Raw genomic sequence first — 25041 nt, 5'->3', positions numbered from 1 at the left:
CAGGCGCTTTCCCTTACTCGATGACTTTCGGAACCAGATAGAGGCCGTCTTGGACCGCTGGTGCGATGGCTTGGTAAGTGTCACGACGATTTCGCTCGGTGACGGCGTCTTCGCGCAGGCGCTGGGTGGCTTCCAGCGGGTGAGCCAGAGGCTCGATGCCAGTGGTGTCGACCGCTTGCATCTGATCGACCAGTCCGAGAATGCTGTTAAGTGCTTCGGTGGTACGCGGGATATCGGCGTCATTGAGGCCCAGTCGGGCCAGATGAGCGATCTTTTCCACGTCGGAGCGTTCAAGCGCCATGGGGTATCTCCAGTGGAATGCTTATGGATTTGCTTTGTGGCCAATTGCGGAACACTATCGCGTTATTACTGTCTCAAGCCGCTAACGTCGAGGGTGGTGTTCGGAAAACCGCCAATTTAGCATATTGGCTCCTTGCCCAAAATCCCTGTCGTTGTTAGAGTTTGCCGCACTTTTTTTACCACGCGTTCCCTAGGGTCCCTTTCCCATGTTCAAGAAACTGCGTGGCATGTTTTCCAGTGATCTATCCATCGACCTGGGCACTGCCAACACCCTTATCTACGTGCGTGAGCGCGGTATCGTTCTGAATGAACCCTCTGTTGTTGCCATTCGTACTCACGGCAACCAGAAGAGTGTCGTGGCCGTCGGTACCGAAGCCAAGCGCATGCTGGGCCGTACTCCAGGCAACATCGCAGCCATTCGTCCAATGAAAGACGGCGTTATCGCCGACTTCAGCGTCTGCGAAAAAATGTTGCAATACTTCATCAACAAGGTCCACGAAAACAGCTTTCTGCAGCCCAGCCCCCGTGTGCTGATCTGCGTTCCGTGCAAATCAACCCAGGTTGAGCGTCGCGCCATTCGCGAATCGGCCCTGGGTGCAGGCGCACGCGAAGTATTCCTGATCGAAGAACCAATGGCCGCTGCAATCGGTGCCGGTCTGCCGGTGGAAGAAGCTCGCGGTTCGATGGTTGTCGACATCGGCGGCGGTACCACCGAAATCGCGCTGATCTCCTTGAACGGTGTGGTGTATGCCGAATCCGTGCGTGTGGGCGGCGACCGTTTCGACGAAGCGATCATCACTTATGTGCGTCGCAATTACGGCAGCCTGATCGGCGAATCCACTGCCGAGCGCATCAAGCAGGAAATCGGTACTGCCTATCCGGGCGGTGAAGTGCGCGAAGTCGACGTCCGTGGCCGTAACCTGGCCGAAGGCGTTCCGCGCGCATTCACCCTGAACTCCAATGAGGTGCTTGAAGCACTTCAGGAGTCGCTGGCAACCATCGTTCAGGCAGTCAAGAGCGCGCTCGAGCAGTCGCCTCCGGAGCTGGCCTCGGATATCGCCGAGCGTGGTCTGGTCCTGACCGGTGGCGGTGCATTGCTGCGCGATCTGGACAAATTGCTGGCTCAGGAAACAGGTCTGCCGGTCATCGTCGCCGAAGACCCGCTGACCTGTGTGGCGCGTGGCGGTGGCCGGGCGCTGGAAATGATGGATAAGCACACCATGGATCTGCTCTCCAGCGAGTAATTCGCCGGGGTGCCTTTCACGGAGCCTTTTGTATGCAGGTGGCGTATGTGCTACCTGTATGCATCAGGCTGACGCCGAAACAGGGTGCCTATCTCTTTCATTTGTCCAGGCCGGTTACATACCGCATGAATAATTGCCAATCGAAGTTCGATCCTACGATCGCATGCCCCGGAGGAGCGGCCCATTAAACCGCTTTTCGCAAAAGGCCCTTCGCTGGGCGTACGTCTGCTGGTGCTGGCCGTGCTGTCGGTTGCGTTGATGGTTGTCGACGCCCGCTTTACGATCCTCAAGCCCGTGCGCAGCCAGATGTCGATGGTGCTCATGCAGTCCTACTGGATCGTTGATCTGCCGCAACGTTTGTATCAAGGCGTTGCCAGTCAGTTCGGCAGCCGTACGGAACTGATCGCCGAAAACGAAAAACTCAAGACCGAAGCGCTGCTCCTGCAGGGCCGTCTGCAAAAGCTGGCGGCCCTGACCGAGCAGAATGTTCGTCTGCGTGAGTTGCTCAACTCTTCGGCGCTGGTCAATGAAAAGGTCGAGGTCGCCGAGCTGATCGGCATGGACCCTAACCCCTTCACCCATCGGATCATCATCAACAAGGGCGAGCGCGACGGCGTTGTGCTCGGCCAGCCCGTGCTCGATGCGCGCGGCCTGATGGGCCAGGTTGTCGAGCTGATGCCCTACACCTCGCGGGTGCTGCTGCTGACCGACACGACCCACAGCATTCCGGTTCAGGTGAACCGCAACGGTCTGCGTGCCATCGCCAGCGGCACCGGTAATCCGGAGCGTCTGGAACTGAGACATGTAGCGGATACCGCCGACATCAAGGAAGGCGATCTGCTGGTCAGTTCCGGCTTGGGTCAGCGCTTTCCCGCCGGTTATCCAGTGGCCACGGTCAAGGAAGTGATTCACGACTCCGGCCAGCCGTTCGCGATCGTTCGTGCCGTACCAACTGCTGCCTTGAATCGCAGTCGCTATCTGTTGCTGGTGTTCTCCGACGGCCGCTCGCCGGAAGAGCGTGCTGCCGATGCGGCGCAAGCGCAGGAATCCATCGACAAGGGCATCGAGCCCTCGGTGATGGCGACTTTGCCGCCGCCCACGCCGGCCTTCCCCATGTGGCCGCAAGTGGCTGTTCCGGTATTCCCGGGCAGCACGGCAACGCACAAACCTGCTGCGCAACCGACAACTCCGGCGCCCGCTGCAACACCTGCGACTCTTGCACGGCCTGCCACCCGGCCTGCTGCGACGCAGCCGCCTGCTTCAAGACCCTCCACCGCTCGGGAGCCTATCGATGGTTAGTCATGTTTCCGGGCGCAATGGCTGGGTGGTCTGGCTGACGTTTGCGATCGGTCTGTTGCTGAGCGTTTCGCCGCTGCCGCAATTCATGGAGATCTTCCGGCCTCTGTGGCTGGCCCTGCTGCTGACCTTCTGGGTTCTGGCGCTGCCGCACAAGTACGGCATGACCACGGCGTGGATACTGGGGCTGATGGAGGATGTGTTGTATGGCACGTTGCTTGGCCAGAATGCGCTGATCCTCAGTCTGATTACATTTCTGGTGATGTCCCTGCAGCAGCGTCTGCGCATGTTCCCCATGTGGCAACAGTGCCTGGTGCTGCTGGTCGTATTTGGTCTTGCGCAGCTCGCACAGCTCTGGCTGAGTGCATTGACCGGTAACCGTCAGCCCACGCTGGCGCTGGTTCTACCCGCGCTGGTCAGTGCCCTGTTGTGGCCCTGGATCAGTTATGGCCTGCGTGGATTGCGCAAACGTTTGAAAATCAATTAAGCGCAAGGTGAGCGCGACGCCCGCCGCGCTCATCCGCACAGACACGGAGATGTCCTTATGCCCTTGCTTTATCTGGCTTCTGGCTCGCCGCGCCGCCGCGAACTTCTGATTCAGATCGGTGTGCCCTTTACCGTACTGAGCGCTCAGATCGACGAAACTCCCTTCGACCATGAAACCCCGACTGCCTATGTCGAGCGCCTTGCGCTGGGCAAGGCTCAGGCCGGGTTATCTGTGCTGCCGGCCGAACAACAAGCCTGCGTAATGGGTGCTGACACTGCAGTGGTCCTTGACGGGCGCATTCTTGGCAAGCCGGCTGATGAAGCGGACGCCCTGGCCATGCTGATGGCCCTGTCGGGTCGCGAGCATGAGGTGATAACGGCCGTTGCGCTGAGTGATCGGCAACGCAGCGAAATCCGTACTGTGACCAGTCGCGTGCGATTTCGCCCGATTCAGGACCGTGAGGCTCAGACCTATTGGGCCAGTGGCGAGCCTGTCGACAAGGCCGGGGGCTATGCCATTCAGGGGCTGGCGGCGATTTTCGTCGAAGGCCTGCAAGGCAGCTATTCTGGGGTGGTTGGTCTGCCTCTGTGTGAAACCGCAGAACTGCTTGGCCATTTCGGCATACCCTGCTGGCAATGCCTGGAAGGTGACAAGTCATGAGTGAAGAGATACTGATCAACATCACCCCGATGGAATCGCGGGTGGCAGTGGTAGAAAACGGTGTTCTGCAAGAGGTGCATGTCGAGCGTACCCAGCGTCGCGGGATCGTTGGCAATATCTATAAAGGCAAGGTTGTGCGGGTGCTGCCCGGCATGCAGGCGGCGTTCATCGACATCGGTCTGGATCGTGCGGCATTCATTCATGCATCGGAAATTTCCATGCGTGAAGGGCCTGCGGTCGAGAGCATTGCGTCGTTGGTGCATGACGGCCAGAGCCTCGTGGTGCAAGTCACCAAAGACCCGATCGGCAGCAAGGGCGCGCGACTGACTACCCAGCTCTCCATTCCGTCACGGTATCTGGTGTATATGCCGCGCACTGCGCATGTGGGCATTTCCCTGAAAATCGAGGACGAGGCCGAGCGTGAACGACTGAAAAAAGTGGTCAGCGATTGTGTCGCCCTGGAAGGTATCAAAGAGGCCGGAGGCTTCATTCTGCGCACCGCAGCCGAAGGTGCCGGTGCCGACGAAATCCTCATGGACATCCGCTATCTGCGCAGGCTCTGGGATCAGATCGGCGAGCAGATCAAGACCGTCAGCCCGCCCTCCGTGATTTACGAAGACCTGGGGCTGGCCCTGCGTACCCTGCGCGATCTGGTCAGCCCGCGCATCGAAAAAATCCGCATCGACTCGCGGGAAACGTTCCAGAAGACCACCCAGTTTGTGGCTGAACTGATGCCTGAAATAGCGGACAGGCTCGAGCATTATCCAGGCGAGCGGCCTATTTTCGACCTCTACGGGGTCGAGGATGAAATCCAGAAGGCCCTCGAGCGCAAGGTGCCGCTCAAGTCCGGTGGTTATCTGGTGGTCGATCCGGCCGAGGCGATGAGCACCATCGACGTCAATACCGGCGCGTTTGTCGGGCATCGCAACCTTGAAGAAACCATCTTCAAGACCAACCTGGAAGCGGCGACAGCCATTGCCCGGCAACTGCGTCTGCGCAATCTGGGTGGCATCATCATCATCGATTTCATCGATATGGAAGACGGTGAACACCAGCGTCAGGTGCTGCGCACGCTGGAGAAACAGCTTGAGCGCGATCACGCCAAGACCAACATCATCGGCATCACCGAGCTGGGTCTGGTGCAGATGACCCGCAAGCGTACCCGCGAAAGCCTCGAACAGGTGCTGTGCGAGCCTTGTCACTGCTGCGCAGGGCGGGGCAAGCTGAAGACCCCCGAGACCATCTGCTACGAAATCTTCCGGGAAATCCTGCGTGAAGCCAGGGCTTATCAGGCGGTGGGCTATCGTGTTCTGGCCAATCAGCGTGTGGTGGATCGCCTGCTCGACGAGGAGTCGGGCAATGTGGCCGAACTGGAGGCCTTCATTGGCCGGACCATCCGTTTTCAGGTAGAAACCATGTACTCGCAGGAACAATACGACGTGGTGCTGCTCTGAGGGTGCTGATCGTTTGAAATATGATGACAAGTGCCCTTCGGGTTTCTGGCAGGTATGCCGTTTTATCGAGAATGATGCGTGGGAAACGAGCAAAACCTGGACCTGAACGCACCTGCACACCTGAACCGGAACCGCTTTGTCGACTCCGGTCCTTGCATCCCGCAGTGGAGGGCATCCTGAGATGGGACGCTTTCCTCGCTTCGTCGCAACCCTCACTCGCTGGGGCCTGAGCCTTTGCGCACTGATTCTGGTGCTGGCGGCACTGTACGTCAGCCTCGGGCGTCAGCTCGCGCCCTTGGTTGCCGAATACCGTGTCGACGTGGAAAGCCGGGCCAGCAGCGCGTTGGGCCTGCCGTTGAGCATTGGCAGCCTGGAAGGTAGCTGGAGCCGGTTTGCCCCGGTTCTGCTGGCCCACGACGTCATGGTCGGGGAGGGTGCCGCTGCCTTGCGCCTGGATCGCGTGAGGGTCGTTCCCGACCTCTGGGAAAGTCTTCTGGCGCGTGAAGTGCGTATCGCCCATCTTGAAGTGGACGGTCTGCAGTTCATTCTCAAGCAGGACAAGGAAGGCAGTTGGTCCGTCGAGGGCTTGCCGATGCACAACGACAGCCCGTTCGATCCCGAGCAAGTGCTCAACCAGATGCAAATGGTCTCGCATTTGTCGCTGCTCGACAGCCAGGTCACTGTGCAGCCGTTTGACGCCTCGCCACTGACCCTGACCTATGTAAACCTCAGCCTGACCACTGGCAGTTACCATCAGCGCCTCGATGCACGCCTGACGTTGCCGGATGGCCAGCCATTTGCGCTGAATGTGCGCTCGCGCATTCAGGCCAGTGAGTGGAAGAACGCCGAGGCAGATGTCTACGCCAGTCTGCCGCAAAGCAACTGGGCCAGGTGGCTGCCAAAAAGCCTCACGCGGGAATGGACACTGTCAACGCTGCAGGCCGGTGGCGAGCTGTGGATGAGCTGGGGCAAGGGCACCGTGCAACGCGCGACTGCACGGCTTAATGCGCCGCATGTCAAAGGCGTTTATGCCGGTCGCAAGCCCTCAGCTGTCGACAACCTCGCGCTCAACGCCTGGTTTGCGCGCACCGACACAGGTTTTGACCTGAACCTCGATTCGCTGGCGATGAGCCTGGGCGACAAGCGCTGGGAAAGCCGCCTGCAACTCACGCAAACCGCCGCGACCCCTGACAGCGAAGAACTCTGGCATGTGCAGGCCGATCGCCTGGACCTTACACCTCTCACGCCGCTGATCGACTCCTTCGCGCCCCTGCCGGAGAAAGCCATGGCAGTGGTCGACGGCCTCAAGGTGACGGGCGGGCTGCGTAACGTCCTGCTGGATTACCGGCCACAGGCCACCGGCGACAAGCGCCTGAGCTTTGCCGCCAATCTCGACAAGGTGGGTTTCAATGCGTATCGCGGGGCTCCGGCGGCCGGAAACGTATCGGGTGCCATCAGCGGCGATCTGGGGCAAGGCGAGCTGCGACTCGACACCGACGACTTCATGCTGCATCTGGACCCTATCTTTGCCAAACCCTGGCACTACCGGAAGGCCAATGCCCGCCTGACCTGGAAACTCGATGATCAGGCGTTCACCCTCATCGCGCCGTATATCAAGGTGCTCGGCGACGAAGGCAAGATCGCGGCGGACTTTCTGATCAGGATTCATCTCAGTCACGACCAGGAAGACTACATGGACTTGCGCGTCGGCATGGTCGACGGCGATGGCAGTTACACCAGCAAGTACCTGCCTGCAGCCCTCAGTCCTGAGCTTGATCGCTGGTTGCGAACGGCCGTGGTGAGTGGGGCGGTGAAGCAGGGTTTCTTCCAGTATCAAGGCTCGCTGAACAAGAGTTCGCCCGACACCGCGCATGTCCTCAGCCTGTTTTTCGATGTCAGCAACGCAACCCTGGCATTCCAGCCGGGCTGGCCTTCGCTGACCGGCGTCGACGGCAAGGTGTACGTCGAAAACAGCGGCGTGCGAGTCAAGGCAAGTAAAGGGCAGCTGCTTGATACCAAAATCAGCAACGTACTGGTCAACATTCCCCACGTCCCGGCAGGTCAGGACAGCCACCTGCTGGTGGATGGCAGCTTCTCCGGCAATCTGGTCGATGGCCTGAAGATCCTCCAGCAGGCACCCATTGGCACGGCCAGCACCTTTGCCGGCTGGCAGGGCGAAGGTCCGCTTGACGGCAAGCTGAAGCTGGATATCCCGCTGGCCAAGGGCGTTGAGCCAAAGGTCGTGGTGGACTTCAGTACTGAAAATGCGCGTCTGAAACTGGTCGATCCGGTGCTGGAGTTGACTCGTCTCAAAGGTGATTTCCGTTTTGACAGCTCCAGTGGACTGAGCGGCAAGGGCATCAAGGCACAGGCATTCGATCGTCCTGTGACCGCGGAAATCGCCGCCGAGGGCAGGCCGGGCGATAACGTGACGCGCATTGTGGCAAATGGGCAGATTACTGTGAAAAGACTGACAGACTGGCTGAGTGTCACCCAGCCGCTGCCGGTCTCGGGTGACTTGCCGTATCAGCTGCAATTGACTCTGGATAGCAAGGACAGCCCGTTGGTGATCAATTCCACGCTCAAGGGCGTGGCGATCGACCTGCCCGCACCGTTCGGCAAGACCGCCGAGCAGGAGCGTCCCAGCGAATTTCGCATGACCCTGCAAGGTTCAGAGCGCAAGCTCGGCGCGGCCTATAACGATCAGGCCAACTTTGCTTTCGCTGCACCGAATGGCAAGTTTGCCGAGGGTCGCGGCGAGCTTTATCTGGGGCGCGGCGGAGCGATAGTGCCCGATGCCAAGGGGCTGCGGATTCGCGGCGAGTTGTCCGAACTGGACGTGGCACCCTGGCAGGAGCTGGCTGGGCGATATGCCGGCAATGATCCGGGCGGCAATGCAAAACAACTGCTTAACAGTGTTGATCTGCAGATCGGCAAGCTGACGGCGATGGGCACCACGCTGGACAACGTGCGTGTTCAATTGCAACGCAATGCTGCAGCCTGGGCGTTGTCACTGGACAGTGCGCTGGCCAAGGGGACTGCGGTGTTGCCCGACGCGAAGTCTGCGCCAATCGGCATCGACATGCTGTACGTGCGGCTGCCTGCCTCTGATCCGAATGCGGCAGTGGTCGAAAACGCGCCTGATCCTCTGGCCGATATCGACCCGCGTAATATCCCCGCTCTGGATGTGAAGATCGCTCAGCTGTTTCAGGGCGACCAGTTGCTGGGCGCTTGGGCGCTTAAAACCCGACCTACGGCTACCGGTATGCGAATGTCTGACCTGAGCCTGGGGCTCAAAGGCATTCTGCTTGAGGGCAACGGTACCTGGGAGGGTACGCCCGGAGCCAGCAACAGTTCGTTCAAAGGTCGTCTGGCGGGCAAGAACCTTGCGGATGTGCTCAAAGCCTGGAGCTTCGCGCCGACGGTCACCAGTGAAAGTTTTGAAATGAATGTCGATGGACGCTGGCCAGGGTCGCCTGCCTGGGTCGGCCTCAAGCGCTACTCCGGCAGCCTGGATGCGACGTTGAACAGAGGCCAGTTTGTCGAGGTGGAAGGCGGTGCCCAGGCGCTGCGCGTGTTCGGACTGCTGAATTTCAACTCCATCGGTCGTCGTCTGCGCCTGGACTTTTCCGACCTGCTGGGCAAAGGGCTCAGCTACGACCGGGTCAAGGGGCTGCTGGTGGCCAGTAGCGGGGTTTATGTGACCCGCAACCCGATCACGCTGACCGGGCCGTCCAGCAACCTTGAGCTCAACGGCACGCTGGATATGGTTCGTGATCGTGTTGATGCGAAGCTGCTGGTGACCCTGCCGGTGACCAATAACCTGCCGATCGCTGCGCTGATTGTCGGCGCGCCGGCCATCGGTGGCGCGCTGTTCCTGGTCGACAAGCTGCTGGGCGACCGTGTCGCCCGCTTCGCCAGCGTGCAATACAAGGTCGAAGGCCCTTGGAAAGAGCCGAAGATCACGTTCGACAAGCCATTTGAAAAACCCCAGTAGCGCCTCATGGAGTACAGTGGTGGCCAGGTCATTGAGGAGCGGGTTGCCATGTCCTTTGCTGTGATTCAGATGGTCAGCCAGAGCGATGTCCAGGTCAATCTGGCCAGCGCTCGCCGGCTGCTCGAGCAGGCAGCCGACAGTGGTGCGCGGCTGGCGGTGTTGCCTGAAAACTTTGTCGCGATGGGGCGGCGTGACGTTGCCGATATCGGCCGTGCCGAAGCTTATGGGCAAGGACCTATACTGCCGTGGTTGAAACTGGCGGCTCGCGACCTCAAGTTATGGATTGTTGCCGGAACCTTGCCGCTGCCGCCAGACGAGCGACCCGATGGCAAGGTGACGGCGTGTTCGCTGCTGATTGATGAGCACGGCGAGCAGGTGGCCCGGTATGACAAACTGCACCTGTTTGATGTCGATGTTGCTGACAATCGAGGCCGCTACCGCGAATCGGATGACTATGCTCATGGAAGCAGGGTGGTGGTAGTCGAGACCCCTGTCGGTCGTTTGGGGCTGACCGTCTGTTATGACCTGCGCTTCCCTGAGCTGTACACCGCGCTGCGTGAAGCGGGGGCTGAATTGATCACTGCGCCGTCAGCGTTCACGGCGGTAACGGGTGCGGCGCATTGGGACATCCTGATCCGGGCGCGGGCCATCGAAACCCAGTGTTACGTGCTGGCGGCAGCACAGGGCGGGGTCCATCCGGGGCCGCGTGAGACTTACGGGCACGCGGCCATCGTTGATCCATGGGGCCGCGTACTGGCCGAGCAGGCACAGGGTGAAGCCGTGGTGCTGGCTACACGCGACAGTGAAGAACAGGCGTCCATACGGGCGCGGATGCCGGTGTCCAGTCACCGGCGCTTTTTTTCGCAGGACGCCATGCGGCCTGCTTCGGAGTGAATATGAGTGATCTGTCCTCAGTCAGCGAACACCTTCTGGCACCCGGCGGCCTGAACCTCGACAGCCTGCAATCGGTGCTGGGCGAACTCGCCGGGCCTGGGATCGACGCGGCTGATCTGTATTTTCAGGGCATGATCTCCGAGTCCTGGTCGCTCGAAGACGGCATCGTCAAGGAAGGCAGTTTCAATCTCGATCAAGGTGTCGGCGTGCGTGCCCAGTCGGGCGAGAAAACCGGTTTTGCCTACAGCAACGCGATCACCGCTGATGCATTGCGCACCGCCGCACGCGCTGCGCGCTCTATTTCCCGCGCTGGCCAGAATGGCCGCGTGCAGGCATTCACGTCGCAGGACGTGGCCCAGCTGTATGCCCCGGATAATCCGCTGGAAGTGCTGAGCCGGGCTGAGAAAGTCGCGTTGCTCAAACGCATCGACGTTGCAACGCGGGCGCTGGACTCGCGTATCCAGCAGGTGTCGGTAAGCATGGCCGGTGTCTGGGAGCGCATTCTGGTGGCTGCTGCCGACGGCAGCCTGGCCGCCGATGTGCGTCCGCTGGTGCGCTTCAACGTGAGCGTTATCGTCGAGCAGAACGGCCGCCGCGAGCGCGGCGGGCATGGCGGTGGCGGGCGTACCGATTATCGTTATTTCCTGACCGACGATCGCGCCATGGGCTACGCCCGTGAGGCCCTGCGTCAGGCGCTGGTCAACCTGGAAGCGATTCCCGCACCGGCAGGCACCTTGCCGGTGGTGCTCGGTTCGGGCTGGTCCGGCGTGCTGCTGCACGAAGCGGTCGGTCACGGCCTTGAGGGTGACTTCAATCGCAAGGGCAGTTCTGCCTATAGCGGACGCATGGGCGAGATGGTTGCGTCGAAACTCTGCACCATCGTCGATGACGGCACCCTGGCGGGGCGTCGTGGCTCGCTGAGCGTCGATGACGAAGGCACACCGACCGAATGCACTACGCTGATCGAGAATGGCGTGCTCAAGGGCTACATGCAGGACAAGCTCAATGCCCGGTTGATGGGGGTCGCCCGGACCGGCAACGGCCGTCGCGAGTCCTATGCGCACCTGCCGATGCCGCGCATGACCAACACCTACATGCTGGGCGGCCAGAGCGATCCACAGGAAATCATCGCCTCAGTGAAGCGCGGCATCTACTGCGCCAACCTGGGTGGCGGTCAGGTGGATATCACCAGCGGCAAGTTCGTATTTTCGACCAGTGAGGCCTATTTGATCGAAGACGGCAAGATTACTGCGCCGGTCAAAGGGGCGACCTTGATCGGTAACGGGCCGGAGGCCATGAGCAGGGTGTCGATGGTGGGTAACGATCTGTCGCTGGACAGTGGCGTCGGCACGTGCGGGAAAGATGGCCAGTCGCTGCCGGTCGGTGTGGGTCAGCCTACGCTGAAAATCGACGCGATTACCGTAGGTGGCACCGGTAGCTGAACGTGAGTCGGGGCCGGCTGCTTGCTGCTGCCGGCCCCGATGGCGAAATCAACGCAGACCGCGTTGAAGTTCGTCCAGCTCACGGATGTATTTGAAGATTTTGCGGCTGGTGGCCGGCGGTTTGTTGCGTGCAACTTCGTGCTGTGCCTGACGGATCAGCGAACGCAGTTGCTGACGGTCGGCGTCGGGGTATTCGACAACGAATTTCTCGAGGTCGCCGTCATCGCCCGCAATCAGGCGATCACGCCAGCGCTCCAGATTGTGGAAGCGTTCATTGTATTGGCGAGTGGAGGCATCGAGTTGGTCCAGCAACACCAGAATGGCTTCCTGGTCCTGATCGCGCATCAGCTTGCCGATGAACAGAATATGCCGCTTTCGCGCGATGTTCGCCGTGTGCTTGGGCGCTTCGGCCAGGGCCTTGCGCAAAGCGTCGGTCAGCGGCAGCTTGGCCAGCACATCGGCTTTGAGTGTTGTCAGTCGCTCGCCGAGGTCGACCAGAGCATGCAGCTCTCGTTTGACCTGGGTTTTGCTTTTCTCCCCGTCGAGGGAGTCGTCGTAAGAATCAACCATGGGGGCAGTCCGCAAAGAAACGCCGCCATGATAACCAGTCGTGGGCCGCTTGTCCGGCCCGGTCGGTATTCGGCCTGTGCTGAAAGAAGAATTTGATGGAGAAAGTCATGAGTGCAACCCAAAGCGTCGGCCCACAAGCCTTGCCCGAGCTGCAGGAACAGGTCGAGCAGATCATCGCCGAAGCCCGGCGTCAGGGCGCCAGCGCCTGCGAAGTCGCAGTCTCGGTGGATCAGGGGCTGTCGACATCGGTCCGTCAGCGTGAAGTCGAAACCGTCGAGTTCAACCGCGATCAGGGCTTTGGTATCACCCTGTACGTCGGACAGCGCAAGGGCTCGGCCAGCACCTCGGCGACCGGTGCCGATGCCATTCGTGAAACCGTCGCCGCCGCACTGGCGATTGCCGAACACACCTCCGAAGATGAAAGCTCCGGGTTGGCCGATGCTGCGTTGATGGCCAAAGAGGTCATGGATTTCGACCTGTATCACACCTGGGACATAACCCCTGAACAAGCCATCGAGAAAGCGCTGATTTGCGAAGCTGCGGCCTTCGATGCCGACAGCCGCATCAAGAACGCCGACGGCACCACGCTCAATACCCATCAGGGCTGCCGCGTGTATGGCAACAGCAATGGCTTCATCGGTGGTTATGCGTCAACGCGGCACAGCCTGAGTTGCGTGATGATCGCCGAAGGCGAAGGCCAGATGCAGCGCGATTACTGGTACGACGTCAATCGCCAGGGCGAGTTGCTGGCTGACGCACAAAGTATTGGTCGCAAGGCTGCATTACGTGCGGCGAGCCGCCTCGGTGCGCGCCCTGTGCCAACCTGTGAAGTGCCGGTGCTATTTGCCGCAGAGCTGGCGGGTGGTTTGTTCGGCAGTTTTCTCGGTGCTATTTCCGGGGGCAACCTGTATCGCAAGTCATCGTTTCTTGAGGGGGCGCTTGGTCAGCAACTGTTCCCTGAGTGGATGACCATCGATGAGCGTCCGCACTTGAAGCATGCGATGGGCAGTTCTGCGTTCGACAGCGACGGTCTGGCAACATTTGCCAAGCCGTTCGTGGAAGGCGGTGATCTGGTTTCCTACGTACTGAGCACTTATTCCGGCCGCAAGCTGGGTATGCCGAGCACTGCCAACGCGGGTGGGGTCCACAATCTTTTCGTCACCCATGGCTCGGAAGATCAGGCCGCGCTGATTCGGCGTATGGGCCGTGGCCTGCTGGTGACCGAGCTGATGGGTAGCGGCCTGAACATGGTTACCGGCGACTATTCGCGGGGCGCAGCGGGTTTCTGGGTCGAAAACGGCGAAATTCAATTCCCGGTTCAGGAAGTGACCATTGCCGGCAACATGCGTGACATGTTCAAGCAGATCGTCGCCGTTGGCAGCGATCTTGAACTGCGCAGTAACATCCGCACCGGTTCGGTCTTGATCGAGCGCATGACCGTAGCGGGTAGCTGAGCCTGACGACGCTTCGCTTGTCCGCGATATCCAGGTTTTGTAGGAGCGGACTCGTCCGCGAACTGCCGGGAACCGGCAGCAAAACCAGGCGCCTCGGTGCACCAGATACAACCAAGGTGGCCTGTTTTGGGGCCGCTTTGCAGCCCTTCGCGGACAAGTCCGCTCCCACGCCCTCCGGGCCGAAGCAGCCCTTCGCTGTCCACGATATCCAGGTTTTGTAGGAGCGGACTCGTCCGCGAACTGCCGGGAACCGGCAGCAAAACCAGGCGCCTCGGTGCACCAGATACAACCAAGGTGGCCTGTTTTGGGGCCGCTTTGCAGCCCTTTGCGGACAAGTCCGCTCCCACGCCCTCCGGGCCGAAGCAGCCCTTCGCTGTCCACGATATCCAGGTTTTGTAGGAGCGGACTCGTCCGCGAACTGCCGGGAACCGGCAGCAAAACCAAGCGCCTCGGTGCACCAGATACAACCAAGGTGGCTTGTTTTGGGGCCGCTTTGCAGTCCTTCGCGGACAAGTCCGCTCCCACGCCCTCCGGGCCGAAGCAGCCCTTCGCTGTCCACGATATTCAGGTTTTGTAGGAGCGGACTCGTCCGCGAACTGCCGGGAACCGGCAGCAAAACCAGGCGCCTCGGTGCACCAGATACAATCAAGGTGGCCTGTTTTGGGGCCGCTTTGCAGTCCTTCGCGGACAAGTCCGCTCCCACGCCCTCCGGGCCGAAGCAGCCCTTCGCTGTCCACGATATCCAGGTTTTGTAGGAGCGGACTCGTCCGCGAACTGCCGGGAACCGGCAGCAAAGCGGGCGCCTCGGTGCACCAGATATAACCAAGGTGGCCTGTTTTGGGGCCGCTTTGCAGCCCTTCGCGGGCAAGTCCGCTCCCACGCTCTCCGGGCCGAAGCAGCCCTTCGCTTGTCCGCGATATCCAGGTTTTGTAGGAGCGGACTCGTCCGCGAACTGCCGGGAACCGGCAGCAAAGCGGGCATCTCAGCACCTGTGTATGACGCACTCGCTTAAGATCACGCTTGTAATGATTATTTATATCATTTAATAATGAATATCATTATTAAGATGAGCTGCGGTCATGGCGTCTGTTCTGCACGAGCTGCCTTATCTCGAAAACTGGCGTGGATTGAGTCTGCGGATTCGTTGTGCCCTTGAGCCTGACGAGCCCCGGCTGATCGAGCATTACCTGGCCGAAGGACGTTATCTGGCGCGTTTTACCGCCACGCCTCAGCTCATGGTTGCCGAAACCACTTTCCGCCTGTTGATGGACACTGCGCGCGATACGGCATTGCCGTGGCACTGGCGTTGCCTGTGCCTGGACCAGGCCTGGCGGCCGCTGCGTGATCTACAGGCAATTGCCTCCACGCCCGCCCGACGTCAGCGCTGGCAAGCCTGTGTCCATCAACTGGCAAGTTGTGTGCTGCAGCCCTCTATTCCCCTTTCTGAACTGGTGCAAGGACATTGCGATGAGTAATACCCGTATAGAACGCGACAGCATGGGCCAGTTACAGGTCCCGGCCGAGGCCCTTTACGGCGCGCAGACTCAGCGTGCGGTGGAAAACTTTCCGATCAGCCATCAACGCATGCCCCGGCAGTTCATCCGCGCACTTTTGCTGGCCAAGTCGGCTGCGGCGCAGGCCAATCTGGAGCTGGAACAGATCAGCGAAGGGCAGAGCAGGGCGATTGTCAGTGCCGTGAAGGATCTGCTGGCCAGTGATTACATGGCTCATTTTCCGGTTGATATCTTCCAGACTGGCTCAGGCACCAGTACCAACATGAACGCCAATGAGGTAATCGCAACGCTGGCCACGCGTGTGCTGGGCGAGCAGGTCAATCCCAATGACCACGTCAACTGCGGGCAGAGCAGCAACGACATCATCCCGACCACGATTCATGTGAGTGCTGCGCTGGCGCTTCACGAACAACTGCTGCCTGCACTCGCCCATCTGACGCACGTAACCGAACACAAGGCCGAGCAGGTCCATGCCTTCGTCAAGACCGGTCGTACGCATCTGATGGACGCCATGCCGGTCCGAATGAGTCAGGTGCTCAACGGCTGGTCGCAGCAGATTCGCGCCAACATCGAGCATCTGCAAGCTCTCCAGCCGAGCCTGCAGTCGCTAGCTCAGGGCGGCACTGCAGTCGGTACCGGAATCAACGCGCATCCCGAATTTGCGGCGCGTTTCAGTCGTCAGTTGAGCGCCTTGACCGGTGTGCAGTTCGCACCTGGCAAGAACCTGTTCGCGTTGATCGGTTCGCAGGACACGGCGGTCGCGGTATCCGGCCAGCTCAAGGCCACGGCAGTATCACTGATGAAAATTGCCAACGACCTGCGCTGGATGAATTCGGGGCCGCTGGCAGGGTTGGGTGAGATTGAGCTTGAGGCGTTGCAGCCGGGGTCGTCGATCATGCCGGGCAAGGTCAACCCGGTCATTCCGGAAGCCACTGCCATGGTCGCCGCGCAAGTGATCGGCAACGACGCCACCATCACTGTGGCAGGGCAGTCCGGCAACTTCGAGCTTAACGTGATGCTGCCAATCGTCGCCCAGAACCTGCTCAGCAGCATCGAGCTACTGGCTAACTCCAGTCGTCTGCTGGCTGACAAGGCGATTGCGAGCTTCAAGGTCAATGAATCCAAGCTCAAGGAGGCGCTGTCGCGCAACCCGATTTTGGTGACTGCCCTGAACCCGATCATCGGTTATCAGAAAGCCGCCGAAATTGCCAAAACCGCTTACAAGCAGGGCCGCCCGGTCATTGACGTGGCCCTCGAACACACCGATCTGCAACGCAGTGAGCTGGAAGTGTTGCTTAACCCCGAAAAACTTACCGCTGGCGGTATTTGATTCCAGTCAGCCAACGTCCCCTGGAGGTATGTCATGCAGCATTGGAAACGCACCATCGAGCAGGCCAATCGCTGTTTCAATCTCGGCGAGTGGGTCGAAGCCCGCGAACTGTATCTCCAGGCGCTGGCGTTGGCGCAAGTACTGTTCGAGCGTTGGGCGGATGTGGATGAAGCCGTCGCAGCCTGTGTGATTTCTCACCACAACCTGGCGGACCTGCACCTGAGCCTGGGCCAGCCGGAGGAAAGTGCCGAGTACCTGTGTGCCATCCATCAGCATCTGTTGCAGACCATGCAGAACCAGCGTCTTCCCCCTGCCCTGCGTGAGGCAGCCTTGCGTCACAGCAGCAAAACCTACGCCGAGCTGTTGAGCTTTATCAGCGAGCACGGCGAATACCCGCGCACTCATCGGTTGCTCAACAGCAGCAGCGAGCACACGCGCTCATCGCTGCAGCGCCGTTCGGCAACCACTTCCGGACTCTTCTACGGAGCACATTGAAATGCCTTATACCTTGCCTGCACTGCCTTATGCATACGATGCCCTTGAGCCGCACATTGATGCGCAGACCATGGAAATCCATTACACCAAGCATCACCAGACTTACATCAATAACCTCAATGCGGCGGTCGAAGGTACCGAGTTTGCTGACTGGTCCGTCGAGAAACTGGTCGCCAGCATCAAACAGTTGCCTGAAAACCTGCGTCCTGCGGTGATCAACCAAGGTGGCGGTCATGCCAATCATTCGTTGTTCTGGGAGGTGATGGTGCCAGGCGGCGGTGGTTTGCCCAAAGGCCCTTTAGAGTTGGCCATCGAAGAGCAATTGGGCGGTTACGACAGCTTCAAAGAAGCGTTTACCAAAGCCGCCTTGACTCGTTTCGGCAGCGGCTGGGCATGGCTGAGCGTCACCCCTGAGAAAAGACTTGTGGTTGAAAGCAGCGGGAATCAGGACAGCCCGTTAATGAATGGCAATACGCCGATTCTGGGGCTGGACGTGTGGGAGCACGCCTATTACCTGCGCTATCAGAATCGTCGTCCCGAATACATCAACGCGTTTTACAACGTGATCAATTGGGATGAGGTGTCTCGACGTTATCAGGCCGCTCTGGCCTGACTCCAGCAACCCGACCCAAGGCAATTTATGCGTTCCGGGATACTCGCGATCAGCAGTGTGCGGTTGGTTCGCCTGACGATAGGGATTGTGCTGCTGGTGGCGGGTATGGCGTTACTGATTGCTCAAGGACTGAGCTGGTTGCGCATGCAATGCTGGTGGTAATGCTTACAGCGATGGGGTGACGGCTTACTCGCCCTCATCAAACCTGTTGTCGATCAGCTCGACCAGGCCATCCAGTGCTTCCTGTTCGAACTCGCCTTCGGTGTGCAGGTGGATCTCGGTACCTTTGCCTGCAGCCAGCATCATCACCGCCATGATGCTTTTGCCGTCGACCATGGTCTGCGGCGATCGGCCGACCCTGATCGTGCAAGGGAACTTGCCTGCTACGCCCACGAATTTGGCAGCAGCGCGGGCGTGCAGGCCCAGTTTGTTGATGATGGTTATTTGACGAGCGGGCATCGCAGTGAAAATCCTTTCAGCTAAGGTCGCGGTGGCGAACCTGAACGTTCTTGAGTGATTGTTGCAAGACCTGGCCGAGCCGTTCGGTCAGGTAGACGGAGCGGTGGTGTCCGCCGGTGCAGCCGATGGCAATGGTAACGTAAGAACGGTTGCTGGCAGCAAACCGGGGCAGCCATTTGTTCAGGTAAGCGAAGATGTCCTGAAACATCTCTTCAACATCGGGCTGCACCGACAGGTAGTCGATAACCGGCTGCTCAAGTCCGGAATGGTCGCGCAGCTCAGGTTTCCAGTACGGGTTGGGCAGGCAGCGTACATCGAAAACCAGGTCGGCATCGATAGGCATGCCGCGCTTGAAGCCGAAGGACTCGATCAGGAACGCGGTGCCTGGCTCGGGCTTGTTCAGCAGGCGAAGTTTGAGTGCGTCACGCAACTGATAGAGGTTCAGGTGAGTGGTGTTGATCTTCAGGTCGGCCAGATCGATGATCGGGCCGAGCAGTGCGGTCTCGTCGCGTATAGCCTCGGCCAGCGAGCGCTCTGCGGTGCTCAGCGGGTGGCGACGTCGGGTTTCCGAAAAGCGCTTGAGAAGGGTTGCCTCGTCCGCATCGAGGTACAACACGTCGCACTGGATGTTGCGTGAGCGTACTTCATCCAGCATCTGCGGAAAGCGGGTGAGATGGCTGGGCAGATTGCGCGCATCTATGGAAACCGCCAGCAAGGGCTCGGCCAACTCGGTATTGATCAGCGCACGTTCGGCCAGCTCCGGCAGCAGGCCGGCAGGAAGGTTGTCGACACAATAAAAACCGCTGTCTTCCAGCACATCCAGCGCCGTACTTTTGCCTGAGCCGGAGCGGCCGCTGACGATGATCATGCGCATGGTCAGTTTCCGTTCTGCACGTCCAGCACCACTTGATAAAGCGCTTCAGAGCTATCAGCACTGCGCAGGCGCTTACGCACATCTTTGTCATCAAGCATGCTGGCGATCTGGCGCAGCAATTCCAGGTGCTCATCGGTAGCGGCTTGTGGGACCAGCAATACGAACAGCAGGTCAACCGGCGCGCCATCGATGGCGTCGAAATCAGTCGGGTTGTCAAGGTGAATGACCGCGCTGACAGGCTGGCTGCACTCGGCGAGACGACAGTGAGGGATTGCAATGCCGTTGCCGAAACCGGTCGAACCCAGTTTTTCGCGGGCAACAAGGCTTGTGAATACTGTGTCCGAAACCATGCCCGGTACTTCACGACCGATCAGGTTGGCGATTTCTTCGAGTACACGCTTTTTGCTGCCGCCCGGCACGTTCACACAGGAGCGGCCGGGGGTCAGGATATTTTCGATTCGGATCATTTAAATGGGCGTTAGCGAGCGGCCGCACCTTTGAGGATGCTTTGCTGCTTTTCCTTATGCTTGAGCAATTGTCGGTCTAGCTTGTCAGTGAGCAGGTCGATGGCAGCATACATATCGTCATGTTCAGCATTGGCAACGACCTCTCCACCATGGATGTGCAACGTGGCTTCGATCTTCTGCTTGAGCTTCTCGACCGTCATCGTGACCTGCACGTTGGTAATCTTGTCAAAATGCCCCTCGAGCTTCTTGAGCTTGAGCTCAACGTATTCGCGAAGGGGTTTGGTCACTTCCAGTTGGTGTCCACTGATGTTGACTTGCATACAGCTTTCTCCTTTGCCAGTGCATAAGGAGACAGGCATGGCGCCTGTCTCTGGGACGCTGTGGCTCGGCCTGCATCACATCAGCCGCTTACGCTCACTGGAAGGCGCTATACCGAGTGACTCGCGGTACTTGGCGACTGTGCGACGGGCTACTTGAATGCCTTGTGCCTCCAGTAAACCAGCGATCTTGCTATCACTCAACGGCTTTTTCTGATTTTCCGCCGCAACCAGTTTTTTGATGATTGCGCGAATTGCCGTTGACGAGCATTCGCCGCCCTCGGAAGTGCTTACATGGCTTGAGAAGAAGTATTTCAGCTCGTAAATGCCACGTGGAGTGTGCATGAATTTCTGAGTGGTCACGCGCGAGATGGTCGACTCATGCATTCCCACTGCCTCGGCAATATCGTGCAGGACGAGCGGCTTCATGGCCTCGTCACCGTATTCGAGAAAACCGCGCTGGTGTTCGACGATCTGTGTGGCGACCTTCATCAGCGTCTCGTTGCGGCTTTGCAGGCTCTTGATGAACCAGCGCGCCTCTTGCAACTGATTGCGCATGAAGGTGTTGTCTGCGCTGGTATCGGCGCGGCGCACAAAGCCGGCGTATTGCGGGTTGACGCGCAGGCGCGGTACTGACTCCTGATTGAGTTCGACCAGCCAGCGCTCGTTGTCCTTGCGCACGATCACGTCGGGAATGACATATTCGGCTTCTGTGGATTCGATCTGTGAGCCAGGGCGCGGGTTGAGGCTCTGGACCAGTTCGATGACCTGGCGCAGCTCGTCTTCCTTGAGCTTCATGCGCCGCATCAACTGACCGTAGTCGCGGCTTCCCAGCAGATCGATATAGTCGGTGACCAGGCGTTGTGCTTCTGCCAGCCACGGCGTTTTCGCCGGCAACTGACGCAATTGCAGCAGCAGGCATTCGCTCAGGTTTCGCGCGCCGACGCCTGCCGGTTCAAACTGCTGGATACGGTGCAGTACGGCTTCGATCTCGTCGAGTTCGATGTCCAGCTCGGGATCGAAAGACTCGAGAATCTCATCGAGCGTTTCGTCCAGATAGCCCTGATTGTTGATGCAATCGATCAGCGTGACCGCCACAAGACGGTCCTTGTCGGACATTGGCGCGACGTTCAATTGCCACAGCAGGTGGCTTTGCAGGCTTTCGCCTGCAGAGGTGCGTGTGGTGAAGTCCCACTCGTCATCATCGTTGCTTGGCAGGCTGCTGGCGCTGGTCTGGTAAATGTCTTCCCATGCCGTATCGACAGGCAGTTCATTGGGGATACGCTCGTTCCATTCGCCATCTTCAAGGTTATCCACAGTCGGCGCGGATTCCTGATAGGTCGGTTCCTGAACGTCAGGGTTGGGCTTTTGTTCGATGTTGTCGGCAAGCGGGTCGGAGTTATCGAAGTCGTCGCCTTCTTCCTGCCGTTCCAGCATGGGATTTGACTCCAGCGCTTCCTGGATCTCCTGCTGGAGGTCCAGAGTGGAAAGCTGAAGTAAGCGGATTGCCTGTTGCAGCTGCGGTGTCATCGTCAGCTGCTGGCCCATTCTCAAGACTAGCGATGGTTTCATGGCAGGGGCTAAACACCTTATTCGCCGGCGCGCATGCGCCATCTACTACAGGCGCCGTGGCGCCAACTTAAGCAAATTATATGCCTGAAACCTGTGCCTTTGCCTAGAGTGGTATGACAAATAAAATATTGTCAATACACTGCGTAGGCATCAATCGGCTGCTAAGCGTAAAGGGCAGTCGATTAAAGGCGGAATTCGTGGCCGAGGTAGACCTCTTTCACCAGTTGGTTCGCCAGAATGGTCTCGGAGTCGCCTTCTGCGATCAGTTGCCCATCGTTGACGATGTAGGCAGTTTCGCAGATATCCAGCGTTTCACGGACGTTGTGGTCGGTGATCAGTACGCCGATACCCTTGGCCTTGAGGTGATGAATGATCTGCTTGATATCGCCCACGGAAATAGGATCAACGCCTGCGAACGGTTCATCCAGAAGGATGAATTTCGGTGCGGTAGCCAGCGCCCGAGCGATTTCCACGCGGCGACGCTCGCCGCCCGACAGGCTCATGCCCAGATTGTCGCGGATGTGGGTGATGTGAAATTCCTGCAGGAGGCTTTCCAACTCCTTGCGACGTGCCCCGGCATCGAGTTCCTTGCGGGTCTCGAGTATCGCCATGATGTTATCGGACACCGACAGCTTGCGGAAAATCGACGCTTCCTGCGGTAGATAGCCGATGCCGGCGCGGGCGCGGCCGTGCATGGGTTGATGGCTGACGTCCAGGTCGTCAATCAGCACGCGCCCCTGATCAGCCTGGACCAGTCCCACGATCATGTAGAAGCAGGTGGTCTTGCCGGCACCGTTGGGGCCCAGCAAACCGACGATCTGGCCGCTGTCGATGGAAATGCTCACATCGCGCACGACCTGTCGGCTTTTGTAGCTTTTAGCCAGATGCTGGGCTTTGAGCGTTGCCATTTACTGGGCCTTCTGAGGTTGATCGGTTTTCTTTTTCGGCTGGATGACCATATCGATGCGTGGACGTGGTGTAGTCACCTTGGCACCGCCATTGGCGCGACCGGCACTGACGACCTGTCTGACCGTGTCGTAGACGATTTTCTCGCCTTCGGACGTGTTGCCATCATTGATGACCTTGGCCTTGTCGATCAGGACGATGCGGTCCTGCCCGGCGTAATACTGGATGGTGACGGCGTAAGCCTGCACGATCGGTTTATCAACTGCAGGCTTCTGCTCGTAATAAGCCAGATTGCCGACAGACGTGAACACGTCCACTTCGCCTTGGGCATTACGCGTGATCGTCACGGTGTTACCAGTGATTTTCATCGAGCCCTGGGTGATGATCACGTTGCCCTTGTAGGTCGCTACGCCTTTCTTGTCATCGAGCTGAGCATCGTCAGACTGGATGTGGATCGGCTGATCGCGGTCGGTTGGCAGGGACCAGGCGCTCGCGCTTCCCAGTGCTGCGCCCAGGCCGAGCAATAAAGGAAGAGTTTTAACGAGCCTCATACTGTCCTCTTACGTTGGACAGCAGGTCCATCCTGCTGTCTTTCAAATACGCTTTCATTCCCTTGGCCGTAGTCACACCGCCTGCGCCGTCGATTCTAACGTCTTGCTCGGTCTGCGCATATTGCTTCTGAGGGAATACGGTCATACGACTGGTGGTGATAATAGTCGTACGTTGTTTTTCATCGGTACGTTCGACGCGTACGGAGTCGATAAGCTCGACCTGGTCGCCACCGGACGAAACCTCGCCTTTCTTGCTCTGCACGTGCCAGGGAAACTCGCCGCCGCGATACATATGCAGATCCGGCGTAGTCAGCAGGGTCACGTCAGTGGCCTTTACGTGCTCGACCTTGTCGGAGGTCATGTCGTATTGAAGCGTGCCGTCCGGCAAATACTGAACACTATGGGCATTGATCGCATAGTAGTCGATGACCGTGTCATCGACCGTTGCGACCGGTTGGTCCATGAAGCTTTCCGGACTGATATTCCAGTAGCCGACCGCTGCCAGCAGCAGCGCCAGTACCCCGAGAAGCAGGAACTTGCGAATTTTTTTAGTGAACATAATGGCTTCTATAAATAGGCGGAGTGAGCCGCTTCAAGGTTGCCTTGCGCACTCAGGATCAGTTCGCAGAATTCGCGCGCTGCGCCTTCGCCGCCCCGCGCCTTGGTGATTCCATGTGCGTGCTCGCGTACAAAAACGGCCGCATTGGCGACGGCCATGCCCAGTCCGACGCGCCTTATGACTGGCAAGTCTGGCAGATCATCGCCCAGATAGGCGACTTGTTCGTAACCAAGCTGGAGTTCTGCAAGCAGTTTGTCCAGCACCACCAGCTTGTCTTCGCGTCCCTGAAACAGGTGCTCGATGCCCAGGCTCTTTGCCCGACGCTCGACGATCGAGGTCTTGCGGCCGCTGATAATGGCTGTCGTGACGCCCGAGGCTATCAGCATTTTTATGCCTTGGCCGTCCAGGGTGTTGAATGTCTTGATCTCGCTGCCGTCTTCCATGAAATAAAGACGGCCGTCGGTGAGTACGCCATCGACGTCGAAAACGGCCAGTTTGATAGCCTTGCCGCGTTGCATGAGATCCTGGGTCATCGTTTCGGTTTCCATTACATGACGCCTGCGCGCAAAAGGTCCTGCAGGTTGAATGCGCCAACCGGCCGGTCATTCTGGTCTACGACAACAAGTGCACTGATTTTGTTGTCTTCCATGATTTTCAGCGCTTCGGCGGCCAGCATTTCGGCATGAGCCGTTTTGCCGTGAAGCGTCATGACTTCATCGATGACGGTCTGACGGATGTCGACAGGGCGATCCAGTGTTCTGCGCAAATCGCCGTCGGTGAAGATGCCGGCCAGTGTGCCATCGGCCTCGACAATTGCAGTCATGCCCAGCCCCTTGCGAGTCATTTCAAGCAGCGCATCCCGTAGCAGGGTGCCGCGTTGCACGCTGGGCAATGCGTCGCCGGAGTGCATGACATTCTCGACCTTGAGCAGCAGGCGACGACCCAGCGCGCCACCCGGATGGGAAAATGCAAAGTCTTCTGCCGTGAAACCCCGTGCATCGAGTAGCGCCACGGCCAGGGCGTCGCCCATGACCAATGCGGCAGTCGTCGATGAGGTCGGCGCCAGGTTGAGCGGGCAGGCCTCATGCACGACATGGGCATTGAGGTTGATGTCGGCAGCCTTGGCCAGAATGGACTCCGGGTCGCCGGTCAGGCTGATCATCTTTATGCCCAGCCGCTTGATCAGCGGCAGCAGGGTCACGATCTCGTTGGTGCTGCCGGAATTTGACAGGGCGAGAATGATGTCATCACGGGTGATCATGCCCATGTCGCCATGACTGGCTTCAGCCGGGTGCACGAAAAAAGAGGTGGTACCCGTGCTCGCCAGCGTGGCGGCAATCTTGTTGCCGATGTGTCCGGACTTGCCCATGCCGACCACAACGACTCGACCCTTGCTGGCGAGGATCATTTCGCACGCGCGCACAAAGTCGCCGTCAAGACGTTCGAGCAAGCCGTGTATGGCTTCTATCTCAAGACGAATGGTGCGTTGCGCCGATTGGATCAGGTCAGTGGATTGGTTCATGTCTGGAAGGGGTCAGCCTGCTGAAAGGCGGCGATTATAGCGGTAATGAACGATTCCCTCACGT

25 protein-coding genes are annotated in these 25041 nt (G+C 59.1%); 13 read left to right on the top strand and 12 right to left on the bottom strand.

Annotated features, from left to right (window positions below):
- Nucleotides 1-13: 13 nt before the first annotated feature.
- The gene (gene gatC, locus MME58_RS21280; protein WP_002555109.1) at nt 14-301 is read right to left on the bottom strand and encodes an Asp-tRNA(Asn)/Glu-tRNA(Gln) amidotransferase subunit GatC; all 288 of its coding nucleotides are present in this window, start codon (nt 299-301) and stop codon (nt 14-16) included.
- Between the two features lie 205 nt (nt 302-506).
- Here gatC and mreB point away from each other — a divergent pair, with 205 nt between their 5' ends.
- The 8 genes from mreB to tldD all read left to right on the top strand — a co-directional run bounded on the left by mreB (nt 507) and on the right by tldD (nt 11774).
- Complete coding sequence (gene mreB / locus MME58_RS21275; protein WP_002555108.1) at nt 507-1544, top strand: rod shape-determining protein MreB; 1038 nt, start codon at nt 507-509, stop codon at nt 1542-1544.
- Nucleotides 1545-1727: 183 nt separating this feature from the next.
- A complete protein-coding gene (mreC, locus tag MME58_RS21270; protein ID WP_082427493.1) occupies nt 1728-2843 on the top strand; it encodes a rod shape-determining protein MreC in 1116 nt (371 codons plus the stop codon).
- Nucleotides 2836-3327, top strand: a complete 492-nt coding sequence (mreD, locus tag MME58_RS21265) for a rod shape-determining protein MreD (RefSeq protein WP_003364106.1) — start codon at nt 2836-2838, stop codon at nt 3325-3327. Before mreC ends, mreD begins: the two co-directional genes overlap by 8 nt.
- A 57-nt stretch (nt 3328-3384) precedes the next feature.
- Nucleotides 3385-3987 carry a Maf family protein gene (locus MME58_RS21260; RefSeq protein WP_055006276.1) on the top strand — a complete coding sequence of 201 codons (603 nt, stop codon included), beginning with the start codon at nt 3385-3387 and terminating at the stop codon, nt 3985-3987.
- The gene (rng, locus tag MME58_RS21255; protein ID WP_055006275.1) at nt 3984-5441 is read left to right on the top strand and encodes a ribonuclease G; all 1458 of its coding nucleotides are present in this window, start codon (nt 3984-3986) and stop codon (nt 5439-5441) included. The genes MME58_RS21260 and rng overlap by 4 nt, the downstream gene beginning before the upstream one ends.
- Nucleotides 5442-5622: 181 nt before the next feature.
- Nucleotides 5623-9438: a YhdP family protein gene (locus MME58_RS21250; protein WP_055006274.1), complete on the top strand. Its 3816-nt coding sequence runs from the start codon at nt 5623-5625 to the stop codon at nt 9436-9438.
- Between the two features lie 48 nt (nt 9439-9486).
- Complete coding sequence (locus MME58_RS21245) at nt 9487-10332, top strand: carbon-nitrogen hydrolase family protein (protein WP_055006273.1); 846 nt, start codon at nt 9487-9489, stop codon at nt 10330-10332.
- Between the two features lie 2 nt (nt 10333-10334).
- Complete coding sequence (gene tldD, locus MME58_RS21240) at nt 10335-11774, top strand: metalloprotease TldD (protein ID WP_055006272.1); 1440 nt, start codon at nt 10335-10337, stop codon at nt 11772-11774.
- Nucleotides 11775-11822: 48 nt separating this feature from the next.
- On the opposite strand, the gene yjgA is transcribed toward tldD, so the two are convergent.
- Nucleotides 11823-12344 carry a ribosome biogenesis factor YjgA gene (gene yjgA / locus MME58_RS21235; protein WP_054987377.1) on the bottom strand — a complete coding sequence of 174 codons (522 nt, stop codon included), beginning with the start codon at nt 12342-12344 and terminating at the stop codon, nt 11823-11825.
- Between the two features lie 107 nt (nt 12345-12451).
- On the opposite strand from yjgA, the gene pmbA reads away from it, so the two are divergent.
- The 5 genes from pmbA to MME58_RS21210 all read left to right on the top strand — a co-directional run bounded on the left by pmbA (nt 12452) and on the right by MME58_RS21210 (nt 17750).
- Nucleotides 12452-13798 (top strand): metalloprotease PmbA, encoded by a 1347-nt coding sequence (gene pmbA / locus MME58_RS21230; RefSeq protein ID WP_054987378.1) that lies wholly within the window; start codon nt 12452-12454, stop codon nt 13796-13798.
- 1079 nt (nt 13799-14877) lie between these two features.
- The gene (locus MME58_RS21225; RefSeq protein ID WP_054985084.1) at nt 14878-15273 is read left to right on the top strand and encodes a hypothetical protein; all 396 of its coding nucleotides are present in this window, start codon (nt 14878-14880) and stop codon (nt 15271-15273) included.
- The gene (locus MME58_RS21220) at nt 15266-16642 is read left to right on the top strand and encodes a class II fumarate hydratase (protein ID WP_055006896.1); all 1377 of its coding nucleotides are present in this window, start codon (nt 15266-15268) and stop codon (nt 16640-16642) included. Before MME58_RS21225 ends, MME58_RS21220 begins: the two co-directional genes overlap by 8 nt.
- A 33-nt stretch (nt 16643-16675) precedes the next feature.
- Nucleotides 16676-17137, top strand: a complete 462-nt coding sequence (locus tag MME58_RS21215; RefSeq protein WP_055006897.1) for a tetratricopeptide repeat protein — start codon at nt 16676-16678, stop codon at nt 17135-17137.
- Nucleotide 17138: 1 nt separating this feature from the next.
- A complete protein-coding gene (locus MME58_RS21210; RefSeq protein WP_054985087.1) occupies nt 17139-17750 on the top strand; it encodes a superoxide dismutase in 612 nt (203 codons plus the stop codon).
- Between the two features lie 186 nt (nt 17751-17936).
- Here MME58_RS21210 and MME58_RS21205 read toward each other — a convergent pair whose 3' ends face one another.
- The 10 genes from MME58_RS21205 to MME58_RS21160 form a co-directional block, all read right to left on the bottom strand.
- The gene (locus MME58_RS21205; protein WP_054985088.1) at nt 17937-18209 is read right to left on the bottom strand and encodes an HPr family phosphocarrier protein; all 273 of its coding nucleotides are present in this window, start codon (nt 18207-18209) and stop codon (nt 17937-17939) included.
- Nucleotides 18210-18225: 16 nt separating this feature from the next.
- A complete protein-coding gene (rapZ, locus tag MME58_RS21200; protein WP_054985089.1) occupies nt 18226-19083 on the bottom strand; it encodes an RNase adapter RapZ in 858 nt (285 codons plus the stop codon).
- A 2-nt stretch (nt 19084-19085) separates the two neighbouring features.
- Nucleotides 19086-19550: a PTS IIA-like nitrogen regulatory protein PtsN gene (gene ptsN, locus MME58_RS21195; protein ID WP_055006898.1), complete on the bottom strand. Its 465-nt coding sequence runs from the start codon at nt 19548-19550 to the stop codon at nt 19086-19088.
- Between the two features lie 11 nt (nt 19551-19561).
- Nucleotides 19562-19870, bottom strand: a complete 309-nt coding sequence (gene hpf / locus MME58_RS21190) for a ribosome hibernation-promoting factor, HPF/YfiA family (protein ID WP_002555091.1) — start codon at nt 19868-19870, stop codon at nt 19562-19564.
- A gap of 75 nt (nt 19871-19945) precedes the next feature.
- Entirely contained in the window at nt 19946-21439 is a 1494-nt protein-coding gene (locus tag MME58_RS21185) for an RNA polymerase factor sigma-54 (protein WP_054985091.1), read from the bottom strand.
- A gap of 182 nt (nt 21440-21621) precedes the next feature.
- Nucleotides 21622-22347, bottom strand: coding sequence for an LPS export ABC transporter ATP-binding protein (lptB, locus tag MME58_RS21180; protein ID WP_002555089.1), 726 nt, complete (start codon nt 22345-22347; stop codon nt 21622-21624).
- Nucleotides 22348-22896, bottom strand: a complete 549-nt coding sequence (gene lptA, locus MME58_RS21175) for a lipopolysaccharide transport periplasmic protein LptA (protein ID WP_002555088.1) — start codon at nt 22894-22896, stop codon at nt 22348-22350.
- Entirely contained in the window at nt 22883-23455 is a 573-nt protein-coding gene (gene lptC, locus MME58_RS21170) for an LPS export ABC transporter periplasmic protein LptC (RefSeq protein WP_054985092.1), read from the bottom strand. The genes lptA and lptC overlap by 14 nt, the downstream gene beginning before the upstream one ends.
- A gap of 8 nt (nt 23456-23463) precedes the next feature.
- Complete coding sequence (locus tag MME58_RS21165) at nt 23464-24003, bottom strand: KdsC family phosphatase (protein ID WP_054985093.1); 540 nt, start codon at nt 24001-24003, stop codon at nt 23464-23466.
- Nucleotides 24003-24977, bottom strand: a complete 975-nt coding sequence (locus MME58_RS21160; protein ID WP_054985094.1) for a KpsF/GutQ family sugar-phosphate isomerase — start codon at nt 24975-24977, stop codon at nt 24003-24005. Before MME58_RS21160 ends, MME58_RS21165 begins: the two co-directional genes overlap by 1 nt.
- Between the last annotated feature and the right edge of the window lie 64 nt (nt 24978-25041).

It is taken from the genome of Pseudomonas syringae pv. tagetis (assembly GCF_022557255.1).
GTDB classification, from domain to species: domain Bacteria; phylum Pseudomonadota; class Gammaproteobacteria; order Pseudomonadales; family Pseudomonadaceae; genus Aquipseudomonas; species Aquipseudomonas caricapapayae.
Note: the sequence above shows the minus strand (reverse complement) of the source record. Positions and strands in the feature narration are given on the sequence as shown.